The following is a 22,165-nucleotide window of genomic DNA, read 5'->3' as shown; positions in this document are numbered from 1 at the left end:
CTATTGCTGCTGCAGGCCGGTGATCATGGCAATGATCTCGTTCTTATCGGTCTTCGCGGTCTCGCGAATTCCAATCTGCTTGCCACGCCTGAGAACACAGATGCGGTCGGAGAGCTTGAAGACCTGGTCGAGGCTGTGGCTGATGATCAGGATGCCGACATTGCGCTGCTTCAGCGACTGGACGATAGCCTCCACCCGGGCGGTTTCGGCAACGCCCAGCGCCGCCGTCGGCTCATCCAGCAGGATCAGCTTGCTTGCCCAATGCGTAGCGCGCGCGATCGCAACGCCCTGGCGCTGGCCGCCGGAGAGATCGCGGATAGTGGCGTGGGCGGAGGGGATGCGCACGTCCAGTTCCTTCACCAGTTTCTCGGTCTCGTCGATCATGCGGCGGCGGTCGAGCAAACCGAGGCGGTTCAGCGGCTCGCGGCCGAGGAACATGTTCATGTAGACCGTCTGCTGGTCGGCCAGCGCCAGGTCCTGGTAGACGACCTCGATGCCGTGCGCGCGCCCCATGGTGGCATTCGACATCGTCACCGGTTTTCCTTCGATGACGATGGTGCCGGACGAGGGCGGGTGGACGCCCGAGACGATCTTGACCAGCGTCGACTTTCCGGCGCCGTTGTCGCCGACGAGTGCAACGATCTCGCCCGGGAAAACCTCGAGCGAAAAACTCTCGATCGCGGTGATGCCGCCGAAATTCTTGCGAATGTCGTGCAGCTGAAGGATGGGCGCGCTCACCGTCATGTGTTTCTCCTAGACTGGCCAGGCATAGGGTTCACCGAAGCCGTTCTCGATGGTTTCCACTTTCGGATTGTCCGTCGAAATGCCCGACACGCCGACAATATGGGCGCGGGTGACGAAGGCCTGGCCACGGAAGCCGAACACGGCGCTGTCGCCAGGCTTCGGCGCGTTCGCGCCGGCGGCATCGATCATGGCGTAATAGTCGATCGCCGAGGGCGGCGGCACCTCGACGCTGCGCAGTGCCGAGCCTGCCGTCGTCGGTTCAGCCGAGACGATCGCCTTGACGTCGTAGTCGGGGAAGATCGGATCGATGTAGAAGCCGCCGCCAAGGCAATAGGCCTTGCCGCCGGAGAGATGCGAGACCTCGGTGAGATAGAGCACCGCCGGCAGCTCCGGCAAATCTTCCATGACATGCAGCGCGGTGGTGCCATGCAGTCCATTGCCGGGCTCGCATTGCGTCGCGCCGGCCTCGGCGAGTGCCGCCAGCATAACGCTCGACGTGGTGCCCGGCGCGTTGATCTCAATGTCCTTGCGGCCTGCCTTAGCCAGCGCTTCCGCAGCTTTCGCGAGCGTCGCCAGATTGGGGGTCGGCAGCACTTTTCGCGAAGCATGGTCGAACAGCAGAGCAGGGAAAGTGGTGATGCCGGCGAAACGGCCGCCTTCGACGGCATCCAGCCGGTCGGCGACATCGATAATGTCGGCGGCATTGAAACCGCCTTCATGGCCGCGATAGAAGATATCGCCTTCGGCGGCGATGCGGGCCAGCAGGTCCTGCACATAGCCGGCCGCCTTGGCGCCTGTTGCCGCTTCCCCAGCCTTGGTATCGTTGAACACGGTCCAGTAGTCCGGCTTGAAGGTTTTCGCCGCAGCCGCCGCTTCGAATTTTGCGACCTGCTGGAGATGGCCGAGATGGCCAAGCTTCATGCCTGCCTTGTGGGTGGCGCGGGCGCAAGCCATGTCGACGGCGACCGCGCGGTCAATGCCGCCGCGCATCACGGCCCGGCAGAACGACGAGGAGCGGCCGACCTGCTTGGTCATGGCGAAGATCTTCAGGCCGTTGCGGCTGGCTTCGCTCTTGAGAACCCGCGCATTGGCCTCAACCGTGTCGAGATCGAGCACATAAGCATTGGCCGGCAACTTACCTTGCTGGTGCAACCGGATAGCTGATTCGATGAAGGCGGGGTTGCGGCGGCGCAAAATGTCGAGAAACATGGATGGCTTCCTTCAGCGGTTCTTTTCGCGCAGCGACACGGCGACTGCGGTCAGGATGATGAGGCCACGCACGATCATCTGGTCGGAGACCGACAGGCCCATCAGGATCAGGCCGTTGTTGAGCATGCCCATCATCAACGAGCCGACCAGCGCGCCGACCACGGAGCCCTTGCCGCCATTGAGCAGCGTGCCGCCGACGATGACGGCGGCGATGACCGTCATCAAGTCGGTTTCGCCGAGAGTATATTTCGCCGCCTGCAGGCGACCGGCATAGAGCAAGCCGGCAAGACCGGCGAGCCCGCCGCTGATGGTCAGCACGGCGAGCCTGATCCTGGGCACGCTGATGCCCGATACGCTTGCGGCGCGGGCATTGTCGCCGGTCGCCAGCACATGCGCGCCGAAACGGGTTTCGCGGAACACCAGGTGGCCGATGGCCACGGCAATCACCGACCACCAGACGAGTGAGGGGACACCGAGCAGCGAGCCGGAACCGAAGAAGCCGGTGAACGCTTCGTTGGTCACCGAGATCGAGCGAAGGTCTGTCATCGAACGCGAAACGCCGGCGAACAGGCCGAGCGTCGCCAGCGTCACCAGGAAGGAGGGCAGCCTGACATACGCCACCAGCACGCCGTTGATGACGCCGATCAGCAGGCCGGCGCCGAGGCCGGCGACTATCCCTGCCGGCATGCCGTACGCGTTGATGGTGACGGCGGCTGCAAGGGCCGCCACCGCCACGATCGAGCCGATCGACAAATCTATTTCGCCGGCCGACATGACGAAGACCAGGCCGATGGCCATGATCGTCACCGGCGTCGTCTGCAACACGATGTTCGATAAGTTCCGGACGGTGAGGAAGCCGCTGTCCCGCAGCACAATGGCGAAGAACAGAAAGATCGCCAGGAAACCGAGGTAGACGACATATTGCTGCAGATTGAAGCGGCTGGCGAAGCTGCCACCGGCACTGGTGTTGGCACTGGACATTTATCCCTCCGGTGGTGAGCGCTTCGCCTCGAGCCTATTTCACCGCGTCCGCGATGGCCGCCGGTACGTCCCTGTTGAGGGACTTCCTCCAACCGTCCTTCACCGTGTCCTTGGTGACGGCGATGGAATCTACGGCATAGAATGGTTCGGCCTTCTTGCCGACCAGCGAACCTGCCGAGGCGCGCGCCAGCGTCACGCCAATGCTGTAGGCCTCGTCGGCGACGAGGGCCGCGATGTTGCCGCCCTTGACCATGTCGAGCGCGGCAGGCTCGTTGAGGTCGAGCGTGACAATCTTGGTGTGTGTGTTGCCGGCACCGCGCAAGGCCGAAAGCACGCTCAGCGCCGGTTCGGCCCAGGTGACATAGATGCCGTCCAGGTCCGGATGCTGGGTGATCATCGCCTGGGCGATGTCTTCGCTGCGCGCCGGGTCGGCCATGCCGGCCTCGGCCTCGATCTTCATATCGGGATAGTCCTGCTCGATGGTCTTCTTGAAGGCCTGGTCGCGCTGGTTGGTGACGTAGAAGTCGGCATCGTGGAAGATGTAGCCGACCTTGCCTTTCTTGCCGAGCGCCTCGGCCATGGCGATGCCGGCCTTGTTGCCCATCTGAAAGAGATCGTCGGAGACGATGGTGACATAGTCCCTGCCCTGCTTGTAGCCGGCCGGGGAATTGTCGACGAAGCCGAGCTTGACGCCGGCCTGGCGTGCCGGATCGTAGACCGAAGCTGCGGTCGCCGGATCGACGGGAAGCGACAGGATGATCGACGGCTTTTTGGCCATCACCGTCTCGATATCGGCCTTCTGTCGCGCGGCGTCGAAACCGGCCTCGGTCTGCGCCACCACCTCGATGCCGAGGCGCTTGAATTCGTCATGGGCGCCGGCGTTGACGGCGTTGGTGTATTCGCTCATCTCGTGCCAGACGAGGGCGGCGGTGAACTTGCCGTCCTTGATCTGCTGCTCTTCGGCTGGCGTCAGCGTAAGACTGCTCGCCGGCACCGGCTTTTCACCATTCGGTCCTGTGGTGACGCCTTCAGCGGCGAAGGCGTGCATGGCTAGCAGGCTCGCCACTGTCGTTATGATTACAGATGCTTTGCGCATATCCCGGTTCCCTTTTTGTTGTGTCGAAGAAAAGCTCCGGTGCGGCGGGCCGCGCCCGAGCGAGAGCCTTACTTGGCCGCGTCGAGCACCGGCTGCGGCGCGTCGCGGTTGAGCGAGTCCTTCCAGCCCTGCGCGACATTCTCCTTGGTGACGGTCAGGGCCGGGGCGACGACGAAGGCCGGTGTCGGCTGGCCAAGCAGCGACTTCATGCCGGAAGCAGCCATGGCGCGGCCGAGTTCATAGGCCTTGTCGGCGACGAGGGCTGCGACATTGCCGCCCTTGACCATGTCGAGCGCGACCGGCTCGGCGAGGTCGAGCGTGACGATCTTGGTCCTGGCGTTGCCGGCGCCGCGTAGCGCCGACAGCACGCCGTCGGCCGGCTCGGCCCAGGTCACGTAGATGCCGTCGAGATCGGGATGCTGCAAAAGCATCGCGTTGGCCAGTTCCTCGGCGCGGGCCGGGTCGGATATGCCCTGTTCGGCGACGATCTTGATGTCGGGATACACCTTCTCGATGGTGGTCTTGAAGGCTTGGTCGCGCTGGTTGGTGACGTAGTAGGCAGCGTCGTGGAAAATGTAGCCGACCTTGCCCTTGCCGCCAATCGCCTTGGCCATCGCGTCCGCAGCCTGCTTGCCCATCTGGAATAGATCGTCAGTCACGATCGAAGCGTAATCGGTGCCCTGCTTGTAGCCCTTGGGCAAGTTGGACAGGAACACCAACTTGGTGCCGTCCTTGACCGCCTGGCGGAAGGCTTCTGCCGAGGTGACTGGGTCGAGCGGCAGCGCCAAGATGACGTTGGGCTTGGCGGCCAACGCCGTCTCGATGTCGCTGCGCTGGCGGGCGGAGTCGAACTGGGCATCCGTTTTGACCGCAATGGTGATGCCGGCGCGGGCGAATTCGTCGGTGGCGCCGGCGGTTACCGCATTGGTGAAATCGGACGAGGTGTGCCAGAGCAACGCAGCCTTGTAGCCCTTGTCCTTGAGCGCGGCGATGTCGGCATCGCTTAGGATCACGTCGGCGCTCGGCGTGGCGCTCTCCCCCTGCGGGCCGACCGTCTGTGCGAAAGCTGGGTTGGCGGCAAGCATCAATCCGCCGGCAAAGGCGGCGGCGATCAGTGTCTTCATCGGCATGTCAGTTCTCCCATTTTGCTTCGTTGGTGGTTCAGTCGGCCACGCCGCAATAGCGGGCCATGAAGGCGGCGAAGCCGACTATGCCGGCGAAATATTCCTCGACATCCACGTGCTCCTCGAATGTGTGGCAATTCCTGATGTCGCCGGGCGCGCAATAGACGGCAGGAATACCGAGCTGATTGATGATGAAGGGGGACTCCGACCAGAACGGTGCGCCCTCGATGACGCCGCGTCCGCTCATTGCGCCGGCCATCGCGTCGGACAGCATGGCGACTTCCGCCCGCGTTTCGCCGATCTCGGCAGCGGTGCCGCCCAGCCTGTGGTCGCGGCCGGCGGGGTAGGCGAACTCTACCGAAATATCCGGATCGGTGATCGCGCCGCGCACGGCAGCCTCGATCTCGGCGGCGGCGGTGTCGAGGTCTTCGCCAGGCAACAGCTTACGGATCAGCGAGAGCGTGCAGCGCTCGGGAACGGCAATGTAGCCGCCGCCGGCAAGCCCGGTGATAAGCAGGAAGCCGCGCCCGACCAGTTTGTGCTCGGCGCGCGCGGCGACCTCATCCGAATGCTTCCAAAGCGCCGTCATCGCGGCATGGCTTGCACGGAGCGCATCCTTGCCGAGTTCTGGCACACCGAAATAGGCGGATTTGCCGGTAATCGAGATATCGGTGATGAAGAAGCCGATCTGCGCCGCATAGACGGCCAGGCGGGTCGGCTCGACATAGACGCTGAAATCGGGTGCTGTCACCTCGCCGGTCTCAATGCGTCCGACGAAGTGCTTGATCCCGGCGGAAACGCCGGTGCCGGGCTGGCCGCTCTCCTCGTCGCCGACGAAAGCAAAGGCGACGTCGCCCTTGAGGCGAATGCCGGCCTTGTCGAGTAGCGCGAGTGCCGCAAGCGAAGCAGTGATGCCGGCCTTGAGGTCGCCGGAGCCTCGGCCCCAGACAGCACCATCAATGATCGGGGCGGCGAACGGATCCTCACGCTCGGTGCCTGCCCAATGCTCGCGCCAGCCGTCGACATGGACGGTGTCGGTATGGCCGATGAACAGCAGGCGCTTTCCCTGGTCGGCCCCCTTGCGCTCGCCCCAGATGTTGGGCCGCCCGGGAAGGAATTCCGTCCTGGTCAGGCCGCTGAGGTCAAGGTCGCGCATCCTGGCTTCGAGGAAGTCGACGAAGTTGGCTTCGTTGCCGGTGATGCTCTCGCGGTCGATGGCGCCGCGAAACAGCGTTAGTGCGTCGCCACGGTCGAGCGCTGCCTGCAGGCGGGCGGTAATATCGTGAGTCATATCGCGGCCTCCTTCAGGGCGGCGGCCTGGGCAGGCGGCAGCGAAATCCGGCCATCAGGCGCGTCGACGCCGAACAGCGTGTTGTGCAACTGGCCAAGGCCGATTGCCGCCGCGCCGATGAGGGCTGCGCGTGCGCCAAGTTCGCTCGCCTCGACCCTGACCGGATATGGGAAGCATAGCGGCAGAAGCGCCTGCACCCTGGACAGGATTTCGGGCCGCAACCCAATCGAGCCGCCGAGGATAAACTTTTCTGGATTGGCAATTGCCGCGATTGCCGCAACGCCTTGCGCCAGATGGCGGGCAGTTTCGTCGAGCACGGTGAGCGCGTCCTTGTCGCCAAGCGCGGCATTCTCGAATATTGCCGGCACCGAGACCTGCCTGCCGGTGAGGGCGTGGTAGCGATCGGTCATGGCGTGGGTGGCCACCGCGCGTTCGAATGCGCCGGTGCGCAGTGATTCCTCGGTGAAGGGATCGGCCCCGATCGGCATGAAACCGATCTCGCCGGCGGCGTGCCCAGCACCCCGCACCAGATGGCCGCCCAGCATCAGCCCGCTGCCGATGCCGGTGCCGAGCGCGATGTAGGCGAGATTGTCGATGCCCTGGCCTTGGCCCAGCCAGTTCTCGCCAAGCACCGCGAGATTGACGTCGTTCTCGATCATCACCGCGACGCCGAGCGCTTCTTCGAAGGCATCCAGCACATTCATTGTGTCGAAGCCGGCAATGTTCGGCGCCATTAAAATGCGGCCGGTGGCCGGGTCAGGAGCGCCAGGCGCGCCGATGACGGCCAGGCGTATCTTCTTGCGCGCGACGTGCTGTCTGGCCGCGGCATCGAAGGCCAGCGCTGCAATCTGATCGACGACGAACTGGCCGCCGCGCGGGTCGGTCGGTGTGGCGGCTTCGGCAAAGATCTGGCAGGCAAGGTCGGTCAGCGCGACCCGCACCTTGGTGCCGCCAAGGTCGACGGCGATGATATAGGCTGCGTCGTGGACCAGTTCGTAGGTGACGGCGGTGCGCCCGACATGGCCGCTGGTGCGGCCGGTTTCCTGGACCCAGCCCTCCTGCTCGAGCCCGCGCATGATTTCGGAGATGGTCTGCTTCGACAAGCCCGTCAGCTTGGCGATTGAGGCGCGGGAGATCGGCCCGCCCTGGACGATCGCTTCCATCACGGAGCGCTGTGAGAACTGACGGGATATGCGCGGCAGGTCAGTCACATTGAACTCCCGTTAATTCGTTCTATGACCGAACTTATTATTCGGAACTGGACCTGTCAATGTATGTTCGCGAGCGGCCGTTTTGCGCACGCGAACATTGATCCGGAGGCAGAATTCAGGCGCGGTGCTGCCGTTCGGCAGAAGATAAATGCGGTCAGGGAGTGGCTGGATCAGCTTCTTGAATCAATTGGGCGAACAGCTTCGCAGCGCATTGACAAATAACGATCATGCTAGTCTCTGAGGGTCACTGTTTTCTACAGGAGATCAATACAGCGGATGGTTCGCCGGTCCATATCTCTCGTATTCTCTCGTATGGGTCTGTCGAACCATGGGACGATGAACGAGACTAACTATTGGCTTCGAGAATATCGGTGATGTACCGCGGGTCTGCCTCCCAGTGAATGGCGGCAGCGGAACGTCCGTTTGCAGTTTGCAAACGTGGATAACTGCCATACCGCCTTAACTCGCAAAGACCCGTTTGACGCCAACTGGGCTGGCCCGAAGCCGACCTCTCCGTCCAGCATAGTCCGATCATATTCGGCGCAAACTGCTCGCTTGAACCGTGCGATAGAATTCCGCCAATCTCGACCCGCCTATGCCTGGGGTGGCCCTGCTCACGATCACGAGCGTAGCGCCATCTTCCGAATGGCCGGGTGAGGCTGGAGAAATCGCCGCCGAACCTTCTCGACCAGCCATTCTCCGGCTTTGGCAAAAAGCCGGTTCGAAGGCTTTCCCGCCATGTGGCGTTGCCTTTCGCAAAGACCGGTCAACCGACTTTGAATAGCACTTGCAGGCACGTGGTTGTCAGGCGCCTACCGAACTTGACAAGCAGTCTTGCAGGAACTGCGTCGAGCACTGAACGTTTGACCAAGCGCGGGCATCTCCGCCTTGGCTAAGGACCATCAATGTTCACGTTCATGTTTGCCACCGGCATCGAGAACAGCACCCCGACCATTCGACAAGGCCGGGAGCGCGTCGACGAAATGGAAAAATGCCGCTTCTACGAACGATGGCGCACCGACTTCGAACTGGTCCAGGATCTCGGGGTGCATTTCCTCCGCTACGGACCTCCGATCCACAAAACATGGCTGGGTGACGGACGTTATGATTGGGCATTCGCCGATGAGACCTTCGCGGACCTGAAGGCGAAAGACATTCTTCCGATCGTCGACCTTTGCCATTTTGGCGTGCCGGACTGGGTTGGCAACTTCCAGAACGCGGACTTTCCGACACTATTCGAGCACTACGCCAGGGATTTTGCGACACGCTATCCGTGGATCCAGCTCTTCACCCCAATAAATGAGATGTTCATCTGCGCCACCTTTTCGGCTCGCTGGGGATGGTGGAACGAACAACTGAGCAGCGACACTGCTTTCGTTACCGCCCTCAAGCACATCGTGAAGGCGAACGTGCTTGCCATGCGGGCGATCCTCGAAGTGCGGCCGGACGCCATCTTCATACAGAGCGAATCCTCGGAATACTTCCACGCCGATTCTCCCGAGGCGGTCGGCAGAGCGGAACGGTTCAACAGCGAGCGTTTCCTGTCGCTTGACCTCAACTACGGTCATGACGTGGACGCGCACACCTATCGCTATCTTCTCGAAAACGGGATGACGGCCGAAGAATACAGTTTCTTCCTGGAGAGCCATCTGCGCAGGCATTGCGTGATGGGCACCGACTATTATCAGACCAACGAACATAGGGTTTGGGCAGACGGAACGACGTCCGGGTCCGGCGAGGTGTTTGGCTATGACGAGATCACGCGGCAGTACTTCAACCGCTACCGGCTTCCCGTAATGCATACGGAGACCAACATCAGCGAAGGCCCCAATGGAGACGAAGCCGTCTATTGGCTGTGGAAAGAGTGGGCCAACGTGCTGCGGATCCGCAACGATGGCATCCCCATCGTAGGCTTCACCTGGTACTCGCTGACGGATCAGGTGGACTGGGACAGTGCGCTTCGGGAGAACAACGGACGGATCAATCCGCTCGGCCTCTATGACCTCGACCGAAATCCGAGGGCGGTGGGGCGCGCTTTCAAGGCGCTGATCGCGAACTGGAACAAGCTGCTGGCCACACAAAGTGTCTGCCTTGCTTTGCCGGTCTTTCTTCCCTCACAGCAGGACGATGCCATTGTTCGCGCGCAACAGAATTATGCGCGCAGCCTGCTGAGCGTGGATCGGGTCGCTGAAGGCTGGACTGAACCACTTGCTGCTCCCCAGAAAGAGGTCGAACCTGATGCGCCTGGATAACAAGACTGCAATCGTAACCGGTGCTGCAAGCGGGATTGGACTGGCCATCGCCATGCGGTTGGGCACCGAAGGTGCACGGGTGAGCCGACGTGGGTGGAGGCAAGGTCCAGAAGGCGCGCATGCGGTTCGACAAGGGGCGCTCCGGGAGACCGCTATCACGGTGCTGTCGACTTGCGCTCACGCGTTCGGCAGGTTGGTAATAATCGTCAACAACGCGCCGGCCTGGTAATCTTTAAACCCTTGAGGCTCACTAGCGCGGTTCTGGCTGAAGGTGCTGAGCGTCGACCTGCTGGGCGCAATTTATTTCGCCCGAAAGGCATTCGCTCATATGACATCTGGCGGCGTCATCGTAAACGTATTGAGTGTGCGCGGTCGAGACGAGCTCCGCATGTCGAGCTATACGCCGCGGCAAAGGCCACCCTCCTGTCTCTAACCGAGACCCGACGCAGTTCGCACCTTGGCCGACTGGGCATGAATCCGGACGATTACCGAACCAAATGGAACCTGCCTCGCAATTACCCGATGGTGGCACCCAACCATTCGGGAAGCGCTCTGCATATCGCCTATAACACCCCAGTGGGCGGACAGCTCTCGCCTGAGGCGTCAGTCGTCCTTGAGGCGCTCCGGCATCGCATTGGAGACCCAAGGCTGGTGCACAAGGATCATGACATTGAATTCCACTCTTTACAGGAACAAGTGCCTTTCCTCGGGGTTAGGATTCGACGCCGCAACGGCGTCGAACCCCAAAGGAGACTCACATGAAACGTAAGATTTTGACAGCTACAGCGATCTCTCTCTGTCTCGCCACCGCGGCCTTGGCGCAGTCGTCGGGAACATCCAGCGGCACGAACGGAACGTCCGGCTCATCGGCCGGGTCGGGTATGAGCTCTACGTCCGGCTCCGGCCAAAGCGGTATCCCGAGCGGCTGGGACAGCAAGCTCTCCGGCTCATTCTTCAGCGACGCCAATTCGGGAAGACTTCTGTCGCAGGATGAGATCCGCAAGAACTGGTCGTCCCTGAGCTCTGCACAACAGGCACAGGTTCGCTCCGACTGTTCGAGAATGACGGCCAGCAACGGCACCGGCTCTGGCGCAACGACCGGCACATCAGCCAACTCGGGTTCGATCGACAGTAATACCACGGCCAGCAACAGCACCGGCTCTGGCGCAACCACCGGAACCTCAGGCAGCACGGGTTCGACCGGCAGTAACACCACGGCGAGCAACAGCACTGGTTCGGGTACAACCACCGGCACGTCGGGATCCTCGAATACAGCTGGCGATACGACCGCCAGCACCAGCACGGGTTCGGGCGCAAACTCGGCTGCTCAAATGGCTTCGATGCGGCAACTCTGCACTCAGGTTCAAGGGATGTGAGTGAATGCGGCGCTCCGGGCCGGCTTGGCCGGAATAGATGAGGCCTTGAAGGCCCGGACATCGCTTTGGTTTGGTAGCCATTTCGGCGCTGAAGTCGGCCGGAGATCGGGGTCACAACTCGGCGCTTCTGTCGCCGTCGACCGTCCCTCGCCAATAGCGCGCTTCGCGTCGAGACACTTCTCCCGGCTGAGGCAAGCGAGATTCCGTCCCGTCCATACCTGCCAAGATAGACCGTCTCGCGGCCTCCGTTGAGCCTGTAGTCCAGCCGAAAGGAGATCGCGCCACTGGGCATGACGCGAACATACATGCCGTCACGGTCCGCAATCTTGCAGATTTCTCTTTTGGTTCAGGGCTTTAAGGGCGACGTCCGTCAGCATTCCCCGGTACCTCCTGAAAAGTACCGTCAGTACAATTTCGAGGCTCTTCGGCAGAACATTCGTTTTATCTCCAGTGCCTTAAGGCATCAAAAAACACCGTCAGAGCCTCATTGGATCTGACGGTACTTCGAAAAATCTGAGCTAGCAATTTGCGGAAGGTCCGTCAGCCGGTCCGTCAAATCCAATCTCCGCACCGATTGTCGCTGATTGTCTGCGAATGGATTATACGTGTTATCAAATGGTTGTGGCGTACAATGGCGTGTTTTCGGCGGCGTTTGAGTGGGCCTGAATCACTCCCACTCGATGGTGCCTGGCGGCTTTGACGTCACGTCGTAGACGACGCGGTTGATGCCGCGGACTTCGTTGATGATGCGGGTGGCCGCCGCGCCGAGGAAAGCCATGTCGTAGTGGTAGAAGTCGGCGGTCATGCCGTCGACGGACGTCACGGCGCGCAGGGCGCAGACGAATTCGTAGGTGCGGCCGTCGCCCATCACACCGACGGTCTGCACCGGAAGCAGCACGGCGAAAGCCTGCCAGATGGCGTCGTAGAGGCCGGCCTTTCGGATCTCGTCGAGATAGATGGCGTCGGCCTCGCGCAGGATTTCGAGCTTTTCGCGGGTGATACCGCCGGGGCAGCGGATGGCAAGGCCTGGTCCGGGGAACGGATGGCGGCCAATAAAACTTTCGGGCAGGCCGAGTTCCTTGCCCAGTGCCCTCACCTCGTCCTTGAACAGTTCGCGCAGCGGCTCGACCAGCTGCATGTTCATGCGCGCCGGCAGGCCGCCGACATTGTGGTGCGACTTGATGGTCACCGACGGGCCGCCGGTGAAGGAGACGCTCTCGATGACGTCGGGATAGAGCGTGCCTTGCGCCAGGAAATCGGCGCCGCCGAGTTTCTTGGCCTCTTCCTCGAACACTTCGATGAACAGCCGGCCGATGGTCTTGCGCTTCTTCTCGGGGTCGGACTCGCCTTCCAGCGCCGAGATGAATTTTTCCGACGCGTCGACCAGGATCAGCGGCAGATTGTAGTGCTGGCGGAACATCGCCACGACGCCGGCCGCCTCGTCCTTGCGCATAAGGCCATGGTCGACAAGAATGCAGGTCAGCTGGTCGCCTACCGCTTCGTGGATCAGCAAGGCAGCGACCGATGAATCCACGCCGCCCGACAGCGCGCAGATCACCTTGCCCCTGCCGACCTGTTTGCGAATGGTCTCGACCGCGTGCTCACGATAGGCGCGCATCGTCCAGTCGCCTTCGATGCCGGCGATGTTGTGCACGAAGTTTCTCAGCAGCCTGGCGCCATCCGGCGTATGCACCACTTCGGGGTGGAACATGATGCCGTACATCTTGCGCGCGACATTGCCGAAGATGGCGAAGGGCGAGCCTTCCGACTTGCCGAAGACTTCGAACCCCTTGGGCAGCGAGATGACGCGGTCGCCATGGCTCATCCACACCTGGTGACGCTGGCCGGGCGCCCACAGGCCCTCGAACAGCGGGCTGTCCTTTTCGATCTCGACGAAGGCGCGGCCGAATTCGCGATGGTTCGAGCTTTCGGCGACGCCGCCCATCTGCACGCACATGGCCATCTGGCCGTAGCAGATACCGAGCACCGGCACGCCGGCATCGAAGACGATCTGCGGAGCGCGCGGGCTGCCGATGTCCGATGTCGAGGCGGGACCGCCCGACAGGATCACGGCTTTTGGATTGATACGCTTGAAGGCAGCTTCGGCCGATTGAAACGGCACGATCTCGGAAAACACGCCGGCCTCGCGGATGCGGCGGGCGATGAGCTGCGTAAACTGACTGCCGAAATCGACAATCAGGACTGTATCGGGATGATTGGCTGTCGTCATGGCGAGCCTTTAGAGAAAGAAACGAGTCGGCGCAATGGGGTGCGTAGCCCGACTTTCAGAGCGCTGCCGGCTCTTGCCCAGGCTGCTCCTTGTGTAGCGTGCCGGAGCCGATGGCCTGTTCGAGGCGCACGACCGCATCCGCCAGCTTCTCGTCGATGACATGCAGATATTCGGTCCAGTCTCCAACGTGGCGCAGATCGGCTGCACCGTCTGAAATGCCGCGCAGGCCGATAAGCGGGATATCGAACAACTGGCAGGCGCGCAGGCAGGCGAAGGTTTCCATGTCGACCATATCGGCGGCGATGGCGTCGTAGGCGGCGCCGGTGATGATGGCGCCGCCGGTCGACAGGCTGGCTTCTTTCATGCCCGGTATCCTGAATGATAGCGGGACGGTCACCGGCAGGTCGAGGAACGGCGTCGCGCCTTTTTCGAAGCCTAGCGGCGAAGCGTCGATGTCGCGATAGCTGACCGAGACCGCCTGGTAGATTTCCGTCTGCTCTAGTGTGCGGCTGCCGGCGGAGCCGAGCGAGACGACGAGATCGGGCAACGCCTTCTCGGATTTCAGCCATGACAGTTCGGCGCCGAGCCGCACACCTGCCTCTACCGGGCCGACGCCCGTCATCAGCGGCGTGAACAGTTTTTGCAGATGCGGACCGTACTCGGCCTGCGCCGCCATGACGAAGAGGACGTCCTTGCCACCAATTCGCGTAATTTTGGCCATCAGCCTGCTATCCCGTCACGGCCAACCACCGTCATCATCGTGCCGGTCATGGTCGCGATCAGCTTGGCCTCGCCATCGGCGGCAAAGGCGTAGGCCTGGCCGTCGGCGACGATGATGGTGCGGCCGGGCTTGGTCACCGAGCCGCGGAACAGGAAGCGTTCGCCCCGGCCGGGCGCCAGGAGGTTGACCTTGAACTCGATGGTCAGCACGCCGGAATTTTCCGGCATCAGCGAGAACGCGGCGTAGCCGCAAGCCGAGTCCAGTGCGGTCGAAATCACGCCGGCATGCAGGAAACCATGCTGCTGCGTGAGTGCGGCCGAATAGGGCATTTCGATCTCGATGATGCCCGGCGTCACAAGCGTCAGTTCGGCGCCGATGGTCGCCATCGCCTGCTGGCGCGCGAACGACGCCCTGACGCGGTCCTCATAATCGGGTGCGGGTACGATCTTTGCTGCCATGGCCATCGCCCTGATTTATCTGCAAAGCTTATCGCAGACGCCTGAACGCCACGCAAATGCTTTTGCTGCACTGCAGCAAAGCACTCAGTTCAACAGGAGCAGCGACGCGTTGAGCAAGGTGGCGAAGGCTACCCACGCGGCATAGGGCGCAAACAGCCAGCCGGAAACCCGGTCGCGGTTCCACACCGTGGCTATGAACAGCGCAATGCTGGCGAGAAGAGCCAGGATCACGACCAGTGCCGGCCCCATCTGTTTGGCGCCGAAGAAAGTCGGCGACCACGCGAAGTTCAGAACAAGCTGGAGGGCCCAGATCTTCATCGCGGCGGCTGCTCGTTCCCGCTCCCATGTCCGCCAGCCGGCCACGGCGATCAGCACATAGAGGAGCGTCCAGGCCGGCGCGAAGACCCAGTTGGGCGGGTTGAAGGGCGGCTTGGCGAGCGAGGCATACCATTCACCCGGCAGCGTCGCATAGCCGATCAACAGGCCGCCGCCGAGCACCAGAAGGAGGAAAAGCAGAAGCGACACATATCTTTGCAAGAATTCTACCCCGTCTGGCGGCCGACGCCGCGCATCTGCAACTGGCGCTATGTCAGCCTGTCAATCGCAGCGTCAATTCGCCCGACGCAGCGCACAGAAATGGAACCCGTCGGTGCCGCTCAGAGCCGGCGACAGCGAGATATCGCTTGTCTTGCCGATCCGGGCGGCCGCTGCGTGACCGGGGAAGCTGGCATCCCAGAGCGCGCGATGATCGACCGGGACGAAGCCCTTGTGCCGTTCGCGAAAGGCGGCGACCTGCTCGCCATTCTCCTCGTCGAACACCGAACAGGTGATGTAGACCAGCAGGCCGCCCGGTTTGACATAGGCATTCGCCGCATCGAGGATCGCCGACTGCTCGCCCTTGCGGGCATCGAGCTGTCTTTGCGTCAGCCGCCATTTGGCGTCTGGACGGCGCCGCCAGGTGCCGCTGCCGGTGCAGGGCGCATCGACCAGCACGATGTCCATGTGGCCTGCGAGGGGGCTGAGCTCAGCCGGCTTGGTGACAACCTGGACGTTGCGGTTTTCCGAACGGCGGATGCGGTCGAAGATCGGCGCCAGCCGCGCCTTTTCGGCATCATGGGCGAAGACCTGGCCTTTGTTGGCCATCGCCGCAGATAGCGCCAGCGTCTTGCCGCCGGCGCCGGCGCAGAAATCGAGCACCTGCATCCCGGCTTGCGCGCCGGCAAGGGTTGCAACGATCTGCGAACCCTCGTCCTGAACCTCGAACCAGCCCTTTTGGAAAGCCGGCTCGGCCTGTACGTTGGGGTGCCGGCCGTCGCCGTCGATGGGCGGGATGCGAATGCCTTGCGGCGCAATAGCAGCCGGTTTGGCGCCGGTGTCGGCGAGTTCCGCCAGCACTTTGGCGCGGTCGGACTGCAGCGTGTTGACCCTGATGTCGAGCGGCGGGCGGGTCGCCAAAGCCGCCCCTTCCGCAACCCAGTCTGCGCCAAAGGCTCGTTCGAACAACGGCGCGCACCAGTCGGGTACGTCCGCCCGCACCGCCTCCGGCGCGTCTTCAGGCCGGCGCTCGGCCAGCGCCTGCAACTCGGCGGCGCTGAGCAACGGTGGCGCGAACTTGTCGCCCTCGAGCGCATCGTTGAGCGACTGCGGCGTCTGGCCCCATTCGATGAGCAGCGCGCCGAAGCCGATGGCGCGGGGCGTGTCTTCACCCAAAAGCCAGCCGGCGGAACGTTTGTGGCGCAGCGCGTCGTAGACGATGTTGCCGATCGCCGCGCGGTCGCCGCCGCCCGCAAAGCGATGCGACAGGCCCCAATCTTTCAGCGCATCGGCCACCGGCCGGTGGCGCCGGCCAATGTCGTCCAGCACTTCAATGGCTGCCGCCAGCCGTCCGCCCAGTCGCATTCGTCATTCCATCTATCGAGCACAGTATCTTTCGGCCTGCTCTTAGAGCGTTTCTCGTCGAGATTGAACCCCGCTTGAATTTCGCGGCGACGAGGCCTTCCGCTCGCGGCCGACGATTTTCCCCGCCGGCAAATGTCTGCACGCCGGCGATAACAAATCTCAAATATATGCAAGGTCTCTAATGTTGGTAACTGGCCGCCGTAAGCACGATCTGTGGCGCAATTGCTCTGCTTTCCAAGCTTTTGCGTTGGGAATACTCTTTGCGCCATGATTCGCGGCGCGGAAAAGCGGACCGACGGATCGATGCGAGGAGAGGGCAATGAAAACGTATCTTGCGGAAGTTCTAGGGACATTTCTATTGGTGTTTATCGGCACGGCGTCGGTGGCGACGGGTGGCTTTCTCGCCGACTTGCCGCTGGGCCAGGAAGCCATCGGCCTGGCGTTCGGCATCGGCCTGATTGCGGCGGCTTACGCGGTGGGTCCCATCTCAGGCGCACATCTCAACCCGGCCGTCACGCTCGGCGTCTTCCTTGCCGGCCGGCTGCCGGCCAAGGGTGTGATTCCTTACTGGATCGCGCAGATCATCGGCGCCATTCTGGCCTCGCTGGCGCTGTGGATCATCGTCTCCGGCCAGACCGGCGGGCACACCACCGGTTTCGGCGCCAATGGCTGGGACGTGGCGAAATGGGGGACGAGTTCGGCCTTCCTATGGGAGCTGATCGGCACCTTCACCTTCGTCACCGTCATCCTCGGCGTCACCGCCGAGAAGCACTCGACGGCGTTCGCCGGCCTGGTCATCGGCCTGACGCTGGCCGGACTGCACTTCGCAATGATCCCGGTGACCGGCACCTCGCTCAATCCGGCGCGTTCGATCGGCCCGGCGCTGTTTACCGGCGGCGCAGCCCTCAGCCAGCTCTGGCTGTTCATCGTTGCGCCGCTGATCGGCGGCGCAATCGCTGGCGTCGTCGCCAAGGCACGCATCTTCGAAAAGGACTGATTTCGAAGCCTGCGAAAACGAAGGGCGCGGGCCTCGGCCCGCGCCCTTCGTTTGGGAGGTTGTATCAGGGAGCGATGTCGAAACGGTCGGCGTTCATCACCTTGGTCCACGCCTTGACGAAATCGCCAACGAATTTCCGCCCGGCATCCGCCGACCCGTAGACCTCGGCCAGCGCGCGCAGCTGCGCATGCGAGCCGAAGATCAGGTCGGCGCGTGTGGCGGTCCACCTGACTGCCCTGGTCTTGCGGTCGCGTGCTTCGTAGACCTCATGCGAGCCGGGCTCGGAGGCCGGATCCCAGATGGTGCTCATCGAGAGCAGGTTGACGAAGAAGTCGTTCGTCAGCGTGCCCGGCCTGTCGGTCAACACACCATGCTTCGAGCCGCCGGTGTTGGCGCCGAGCACGCGCAGGCCACCAACCAGCACCGTCATCTCCGGCGCCGTCAGGTTGAGCAGTTGCGCCCGGTCGACCAGCATGGCTTCGACCGACATCGGCGGTTTGCCCCTGACATAGTTGCGGAAGCCGTCAATTTTCGGCTCGAGCGCCGCAAAGGAATGGACGTCGGTCTGCGCCTGCGAGGCGTCGGTGCGGCCGGGCGTGAAGGGGACCTTCACCGCATTGCCGCCATCCGTTGCGGCTTTCTCGACCGCGGCGACGCCGCCGAGCACGATGAGGTCGGCCAGCGAGACCTTCTTGCCGCTTGCGTTGAACTCGTTCTGGATGGCTTTGAGCTCCGCCAGCACGGTGGCCAGTTCGACAGGCTGGTTGACCTCCCAGTCCTTCTGCGGCGCCAGGCGAATGCGCGCGCCATTGGCGCCGCCGCGCTTGTCGGAGTTGCGGAAGGTCGAGGCCGAGGCCCAGGCGGTCGAGACCAATTGCGAAACGCTGAGGCCCGAAGCCAGGATCTTGGCCTTCAGCAATGCAATGTCCTGGTCGCTGACCAGCTCATGGTCGACGGCCGGAACCGGATCCTGCCAGATCAGCTCTTCCTTCGGCACCAACGGGCCGAGATACCGCACGACCGGCCCCATGTCGCGATGGGTGAGCTTGTACCAGGCACGGGCGAAGGCATCGGCGAACTGCTCCGGATGCTCATGGAAGCGGCGCGAGATCTTCTCATAGGCCGGGTCGGCCCGCAGCGCGAGGTCGGTGGTCAGCATTGCCGGCGCATGACGCTTCGAGGGATTGTGCGCGTCCGGCACCGTAACCGCGCCAGAGCCGCCCTTCGGCGTCCACTGATGGGCCCCGGCCGGGCTCTTGGTCAGCTCCCATTCGAAGTTGAAGAGATTGTCGAAGAAGTTACTGCTCCACTGGGTCGGCGTCGTCGTCCAGGTAACTTCGAGGCCGGACGTGATCGCATCGCCGGCAATGCCGGTGGCATGCTTGCTCGACCAGCCGAGGCCCTGCGCCTCGATGCCCGCGCCTTCCGGCTCGGCGCCGACAAGTGCTGCATCACCGGCCCCATGGGTCTTGCCGAATGTGTGGCCGCCGGCGATCAGCGCCACGGTTTCCTCATCGTTCATTGCCATGCGCGCGAAGGTCTCGCGGATGTCGCGGGCCGAGGCCAGCGGATCCGGCTTGCCGTTCGGCCCTTCCGGGTTGACGTAGATCAGGCCCATCTGCACCGCGCCGAGATGGCCGTGCAGCTCACGGTCGCCGGAATAGCGCTTGTCGTCGAGCCACTTGGTTTCCGAACCCCAGTCGACATCCTGCTCGGGCTCCCAGACATCGGCGCGGCCACCGGCAAAGCCAAAGGTCTTGAAGCCCATCGATTCCAGCGCGACGTTGCCGGTGAGAATCAACAGGTCGGCCCAGGAGATCTTGCGGCCGTATTTCTGCTTGACCGGCCACAAAAGCCGGCGCGCCTTGTCGAGATTGGCGTTGTCCGGCCAGCTGTTCAGCGGCGCGAAACGCTGCTGGCCCGCACCGGCGCCACCCCGGCCGTCGCCGATGCGATAGGTGCCGGCGCTGTGCCAGGCCATGCGGATGAACAGCGGCCCGTAATGGCCGAAATCGGCCGGCCACCAATCCTGCGAATCCGTCATCACCTTGTGCAAATCCTCGATCACCGCATCGAGGTCGAGCGTCTTGAACTCCGCGGCGTAGTCGAAAGCTTCGCCCATCGGGTCCGAAAGGCTCGACTGCTGGTGGAGAACGCCGATGTCGAGCTGGTTCGGCCACCAGTCGCGGTTGGTCCTGGCGGAGGTTCCATGCGCGACCGGGCATTTGCCGGCGCTGTTGTCGTCGGTCATCGCGTCCATCTTGGCCTCCGAATTGCTGATTTATGTGTTGTTTTTTCCGGGCCGGCCGGGAGCCGCGCCACTCTGGAATGGTTCCAGACTAAGCCGTCTCTTCGATAAAAACAAATTGCCTTTCCTGTTTGTTGCGATAGGCTTTCCTTATGATTGGCTTGACCGTGCGTCAGATGCAATATTTCGAGGCTTTGGCGCAAACGCTGCATTTCGGCCGCGCCGCAAAACTCGCCGGCGTCAGCCAGCCGGCGCTGTCCGCGCAGATCGCCGAGATGGAGCAAAGACTGAACTGCCGGCTGTTCGAGCGCGGCGGCAAGACGGTGCGGATTACGGAAGAGGCGCAAGCGCTGCTGCCACGCATCGAGCGCATCCTGCGCGACATCAGTGATGTCGAGACGACGGCCCGGCGCGGCCGCCCGGCCATGGAAGGCCGCTTCCGGCTGGGCATCATCCCGACCGTGGCGCCGTATCTTTTGCCGCATGTGCTCCCGGAGCTGAAGCGGCATTTTCCGTCCCTGCAGCTCGAACTGCGCGAAGCAGTGACGGCATCACTGGTCGAGGACACGGCAACCGGACGGCTCGACGCCTTCATCGCCGCGCTGCCGCTCGAGCAGCCGGGCCTGGTCACCGAGGAACTGTTCGCCGACCGCTTCTTCCTCGCCGTGCCAGCCGGAGATCCAGCCTTCGCCTCGCCACCGGTGCCGCCGGAAAGCCCGGCGCTGGAGCGGTTGATGCTTTTGGAGGAAGGCCACTGCCTGCGCGAACAGGCGCTGGCCCTGTGCGGCAGCGTGCGTCCCGTAGCGATGGCAAGCTACGGCGCCACCAGCCTGACGACGCTGCTGCAGATGGTGGCGCATGGTCTCGGCGTCACGCTCATCCCCGAAATGGCGGCAAGGCCGGCCAGCGCCATGCCGGACCTCAAGATCGTGCCGTTCCAGGAGCCAATGCCGCAACGCACGATCTGCCTCGCCTGGCGCCGCAACAAGGTGCGGCATGATGAGTGCGTCGAGTTGGCGAAGATCATTCGCGGGCTGGATGGGGTGGTGATGGGGGTGTGAGTCGTTCGGGTCTTAGATGGCGCCTTGGGAACCCCGAAAAGAAACTCAAATCAGGCGCGTTCGAGAATACCCGCCTTGACGGCTGGTCGCCAGATCGCACCAAAGCCTCAAGGGATAAATACCCGAAATACATACGCGAAAAATACCACGGCATGGACGATTCCGGTCAGGAAGGTCGTCCTTTCGTTGCTAAAGCTTACGCCGCATATGAAAAGCGCTAAAACCAAAAGTACTGCGTCAGCTTCCGGGAGCCCCAGGGTCAACCCTCGTCCCGTAAGCAGGCTGGCTGCTGCGACCGCAGGTATCGTCAAACCAATCGTGGCGCAAGCCGAACCCATTGCGACATTCAGGCCGCGCTGCAGCTCATTGTTGAGTGAAGCGCGAACCGCCGAAATGGCTTCCGGCATCAAAACCAGACCCGCGATCATTGCCCCCACAATGCTGTCAGCCTGGGTCACCTGGTAAGCAACGAGCGCATTTTCAACACTTGCGGCGACCTGCTCGGCGAGCATGACAATTCCGATCAGTCCGATTACCAGGAGCAGAGCGCTGGAAGAGATGCTTTTGTGAGGGGCGGTTCGCGCCGAAAGGTCGTGTGCCAGTCCTTCGATGAAGTCGTCCCGGTGCCGGACGGTTTGCGCGAACACAAAACTTGCATAGAGCAGCACGGAAAGTACGCTCACAAGGCCAAGCTGAGCTGCCGAAAATGTGCCGGGATCGGTGGTCCGCGTGTAGGTCGGCAGGATAAGCGTCATGACGGTCAGTGCGGCCAGAACCGCCAGATATGCGCTTGTCCCTTGCCGGACAATTGCCTGCTTGCGATAACGCCAGCCGCCAAACGTGAGACACATTCCGACAACGCCGGTGGAGGCAATCATCACTGTCGAGAAGACCGATTCACGTGCAAGCGTGGGGTTGTTCTCTCCATGCAGCATCATGGAAACGATGATCGACACTTCGATTGCCGTCACGGCAAAAGTCAGCACCAATGTGCCGTAAGGCTCCCCCACACGGTGGGCCACCGCCTCGGCGTGATCGAGCACCACGAAAATAGTGATGAACATGATCGCACTCGAGAGCGCTCCGACGAGAATCCTGACGCTCGGCGAACCTTCGTCCACCGATAGCCCGCTGACTCTAACCGCAACGGCCAGTGCCAGCGCGGCCAAAGGCATCGCATAGGAAGTCGCTGATCGTGCGAAACCAGTCATTCAAGCCCCAATGCGTTCGGCGAACCTTGCGGAAGCCTGTCGAGCACCCCAATGTC

20 protein-coding genes and 1 pseudogene are annotated in these 22,165 nt (G+C 62.6%); 5 read left to right on the top strand and 16 right to left on the bottom strand.

Going from position 1 to position 22,165, the window contains the following annotated elements; all coding sequences use genetic code 11:
* From ACYG9Z_RS19325 to ACYG9Z_RS19295, 7 genes are all read right to left on the bottom strand, one after another.
* On the bottom strand, positions 1-744 hold the full coding sequence (locus tag ACYG9Z_RS19325; RefSeq protein WP_023686849.1) for an ATP-binding cassette domain-containing protein: 744 nt from the start codon (positions 742-744) through the stop codon (positions 1-3).
* Positions 745-753: 9 nt separating this feature from the next.
* Positions 754-1,953 carry an alanine racemase gene (locus ACYG9Z_RS19320; RefSeq protein WP_023710107.1) on the bottom strand — a complete coding sequence of 400 codons (1,200 nt, stop codon included), beginning with the start codon at positions 1,951-1,953 and terminating at the stop codon, positions 754-756.
* A 12-nt stretch (positions 1,954-1,965) separates the two neighbouring features.
* Entirely contained in the window at positions 1,966-2,934 is a 969-nt protein-coding gene (locus ACYG9Z_RS19315) for an ABC transporter permease (protein WP_023692325.1), read from the bottom strand.
* Between the two features lie 34 nt (positions 2,935-2,968).
* Entirely contained in the window at positions 2,969-4,030 is a 1,062-nt protein-coding gene (locus ACYG9Z_RS19310; RefSeq protein WP_023751750.1) for a substrate-binding domain-containing protein, read from the bottom strand.
* 68 nt (positions 4,031-4,098) lie between these two features.
* The gene (locus tag ACYG9Z_RS19305; protein WP_023667731.1) at positions 4,099-5,160 is read right to left on the bottom strand and encodes a substrate-binding domain-containing protein; all 1,062 of its coding nucleotides are present in this window, start codon (positions 5,158-5,160) and stop codon (positions 4,099-4,101) included.
* Between the two features lie 31 nt (positions 5,161-5,191).
* Entirely contained in the window at positions 5,192-6,445 is a 1,254-nt protein-coding gene (locus tag ACYG9Z_RS19300; RefSeq protein ID WP_023751749.1) for a M20 family metallopeptidase, read from the bottom strand.
* The gene (locus tag ACYG9Z_RS19295; protein ID WP_023681814.1) at positions 6,442-7,656 is read right to left on the bottom strand and encodes an ROK family transcriptional regulator; all 1,215 of its coding nucleotides are present in this window, start codon (positions 7,654-7,656) and stop codon (positions 6,442-6,444) included. The genes ACYG9Z_RS19300 and ACYG9Z_RS19295 overlap by 4 nt, the downstream gene beginning before the upstream one ends.
* A gap of 905 nt (positions 7,657-8,561) precedes the next feature.
* Between ACYG9Z_RS19295 and ACYG9Z_RS19290 the strand changes: the two genes are divergently transcribed.
* The 3 genes from ACYG9Z_RS19290 (at position 8,562) to ACYG9Z_RS19280 (ending at position 10,670) form a co-directional block, all read left to right on the top strand.
* Positions 8,562-9,908: a family 1 glycosylhydrolase gene (locus ACYG9Z_RS19290; protein WP_023681815.1), complete on the top strand. Its 1,347-nt coding sequence runs from the start codon at positions 8,562-8,564 to the stop codon at positions 9,906-9,908.
* Positions 9,895-10,137: an SDR family NAD(P)-dependent oxidoreductase gene (locus tag ACYG9Z_RS19285; protein ID WP_156931515.1), complete on the top strand. Its 243-nt coding sequence runs from the start codon at positions 9,895-9,897 to the stop codon at positions 10,135-10,137. The genes ACYG9Z_RS19290 and ACYG9Z_RS19285 overlap by 14 nt, the downstream gene beginning before the upstream one ends.
* A gap of 242 nt (positions 10,138-10,379) precedes the next feature.
* Positions 10,380-10,670 carry a MucR family transcriptional regulator gene (locus ACYG9Z_RS19280; RefSeq protein WP_348524871.1) on the top strand — a complete coding sequence of 97 codons (291 nt, stop codon included), beginning with the start codon at positions 10,380-10,382 and terminating at the stop codon, positions 10,668-10,670.
* Here the strand turns inward: ACYG9Z_RS19280 and ACYG9Z_RS19275 are convergent.
* The 7 genes and pseudogenes from ACYG9Z_RS19275 to ACYG9Z_RS19245 form a co-directional block, all read right to left on the bottom strand.
* On the bottom strand, positions 10,663-11,211 hold the full coding sequence (locus ACYG9Z_RS19275; protein ID WP_023681816.1) for a hypothetical protein: 549 nt from the start codon (positions 11,209-11,211) through the stop codon (positions 10,663-10,665). The genes ACYG9Z_RS19280 and ACYG9Z_RS19275 overlap by 8 nt on opposite strands.
* A 198-nt stretch (positions 11,212-11,409) precedes the next feature.
* Positions 11,410-11,661 (bottom strand): annotated as a pseudogene (locus tag ACYG9Z_RS19270) (Arm DNA-binding domain-containing protein); the annotation flags it as partial.
* 290 nt (positions 11,662-11,951) lie between these two features.
* Positions 11,952-13,514, bottom strand: a complete 1,563-nt coding sequence (guaA, locus tag ACYG9Z_RS19265) for a glutamine-hydrolyzing GMP synthase (protein WP_023692332.1) — start codon at positions 13,512-13,514, stop codon at positions 11,952-11,954.
* 55 nt (positions 13,515-13,569) lie between these two features.
* Positions 13,570-14,235, bottom strand: a complete 666-nt coding sequence (locus ACYG9Z_RS19260) for a 5'-methylthioadenosine/S-adenosylhomocysteine nucleosidase (protein ID WP_023807579.1) — start codon at positions 14,233-14,235, stop codon at positions 13,570-13,572.
* A complete protein-coding gene (locus ACYG9Z_RS19255) occupies positions 14,235-14,693 on the bottom strand; it encodes a PaaI family thioesterase (protein ID WP_023686843.1) in 459 nt (152 codons plus the stop codon). The genes ACYG9Z_RS19260 and ACYG9Z_RS19255 overlap by 1 nt, the downstream gene beginning before the upstream one ends.
* A gap of 84 nt (positions 14,694-14,777) precedes the next feature.
* Positions 14,778-15,230, bottom strand: coding sequence for a TspO/MBR family protein (locus ACYG9Z_RS19250; RefSeq protein WP_023704461.1), 453 nt, complete (start codon positions 15,228-15,230; stop codon positions 14,778-14,780).
* A 72-nt stretch (positions 15,231-15,302) separates the two neighbouring features.
* Entirely contained in the window at positions 15,303-16,592 is a 1,290-nt protein-coding gene (locus ACYG9Z_RS19245) for an RsmB/NOP family class I SAM-dependent RNA methyltransferase (protein WP_023751747.1), read from the bottom strand.
* 319 nt (positions 16,593-16,911) lie between these two features.
* Between ACYG9Z_RS19245 and ACYG9Z_RS19240 the strand changes: the two genes are divergently transcribed.
* Complete coding sequence (locus tag ACYG9Z_RS19240) at positions 16,912-17,589, top strand: MIP family channel protein (protein WP_023751746.1); 678 nt, start codon at positions 16,912-16,914, stop codon at positions 17,587-17,589.
* A gap of 64 nt (positions 17,590-17,653) precedes the next feature.
* Here ACYG9Z_RS19240 and katG read toward each other — a convergent pair whose 3' ends face one another.
* On the bottom strand, positions 17,654-19,849 hold the full coding sequence (gene katG / locus ACYG9Z_RS19235; protein WP_023751745.1) for a catalase/peroxidase HPI: 2,196 nt from the start codon (positions 19,847-19,849) through the stop codon (positions 17,654-17,656).
* Positions 19,850-19,989: 140 nt separating this feature from the next.
* On the opposite strand from katG, the gene ACYG9Z_RS19230 reads away from it, so the two are divergent.
* Positions 19,990-20,898, top strand: coding sequence for a hydrogen peroxide-inducible genes activator (locus ACYG9Z_RS19230; protein WP_023751744.1), 909 nt, complete (start codon positions 19,990-19,992; stop codon positions 20,896-20,898).
* A 107-nt stretch (positions 20,899-21,005) separates the two neighbouring features.
* Here ACYG9Z_RS19230 and ACYG9Z_RS19225 read toward each other — a convergent pair whose 3' ends face one another.
* Positions 21,006-22,109, bottom strand: a complete 1,104-nt coding sequence (locus tag ACYG9Z_RS19225) for a calcium:cation antiporter (protein WP_023751743.1) — start codon at positions 22,107-22,109, stop codon at positions 21,006-21,008.
* Positions 22,110-22,165 lie beyond the last annotated feature (56 nt).

The sequence above is a fragment of the Mesorhizobium sp. RSR380A genome (genome assembly GCF_054719385.1).
This window is presented reverse-complemented; position numbering and strand designations above follow the sequence as displayed.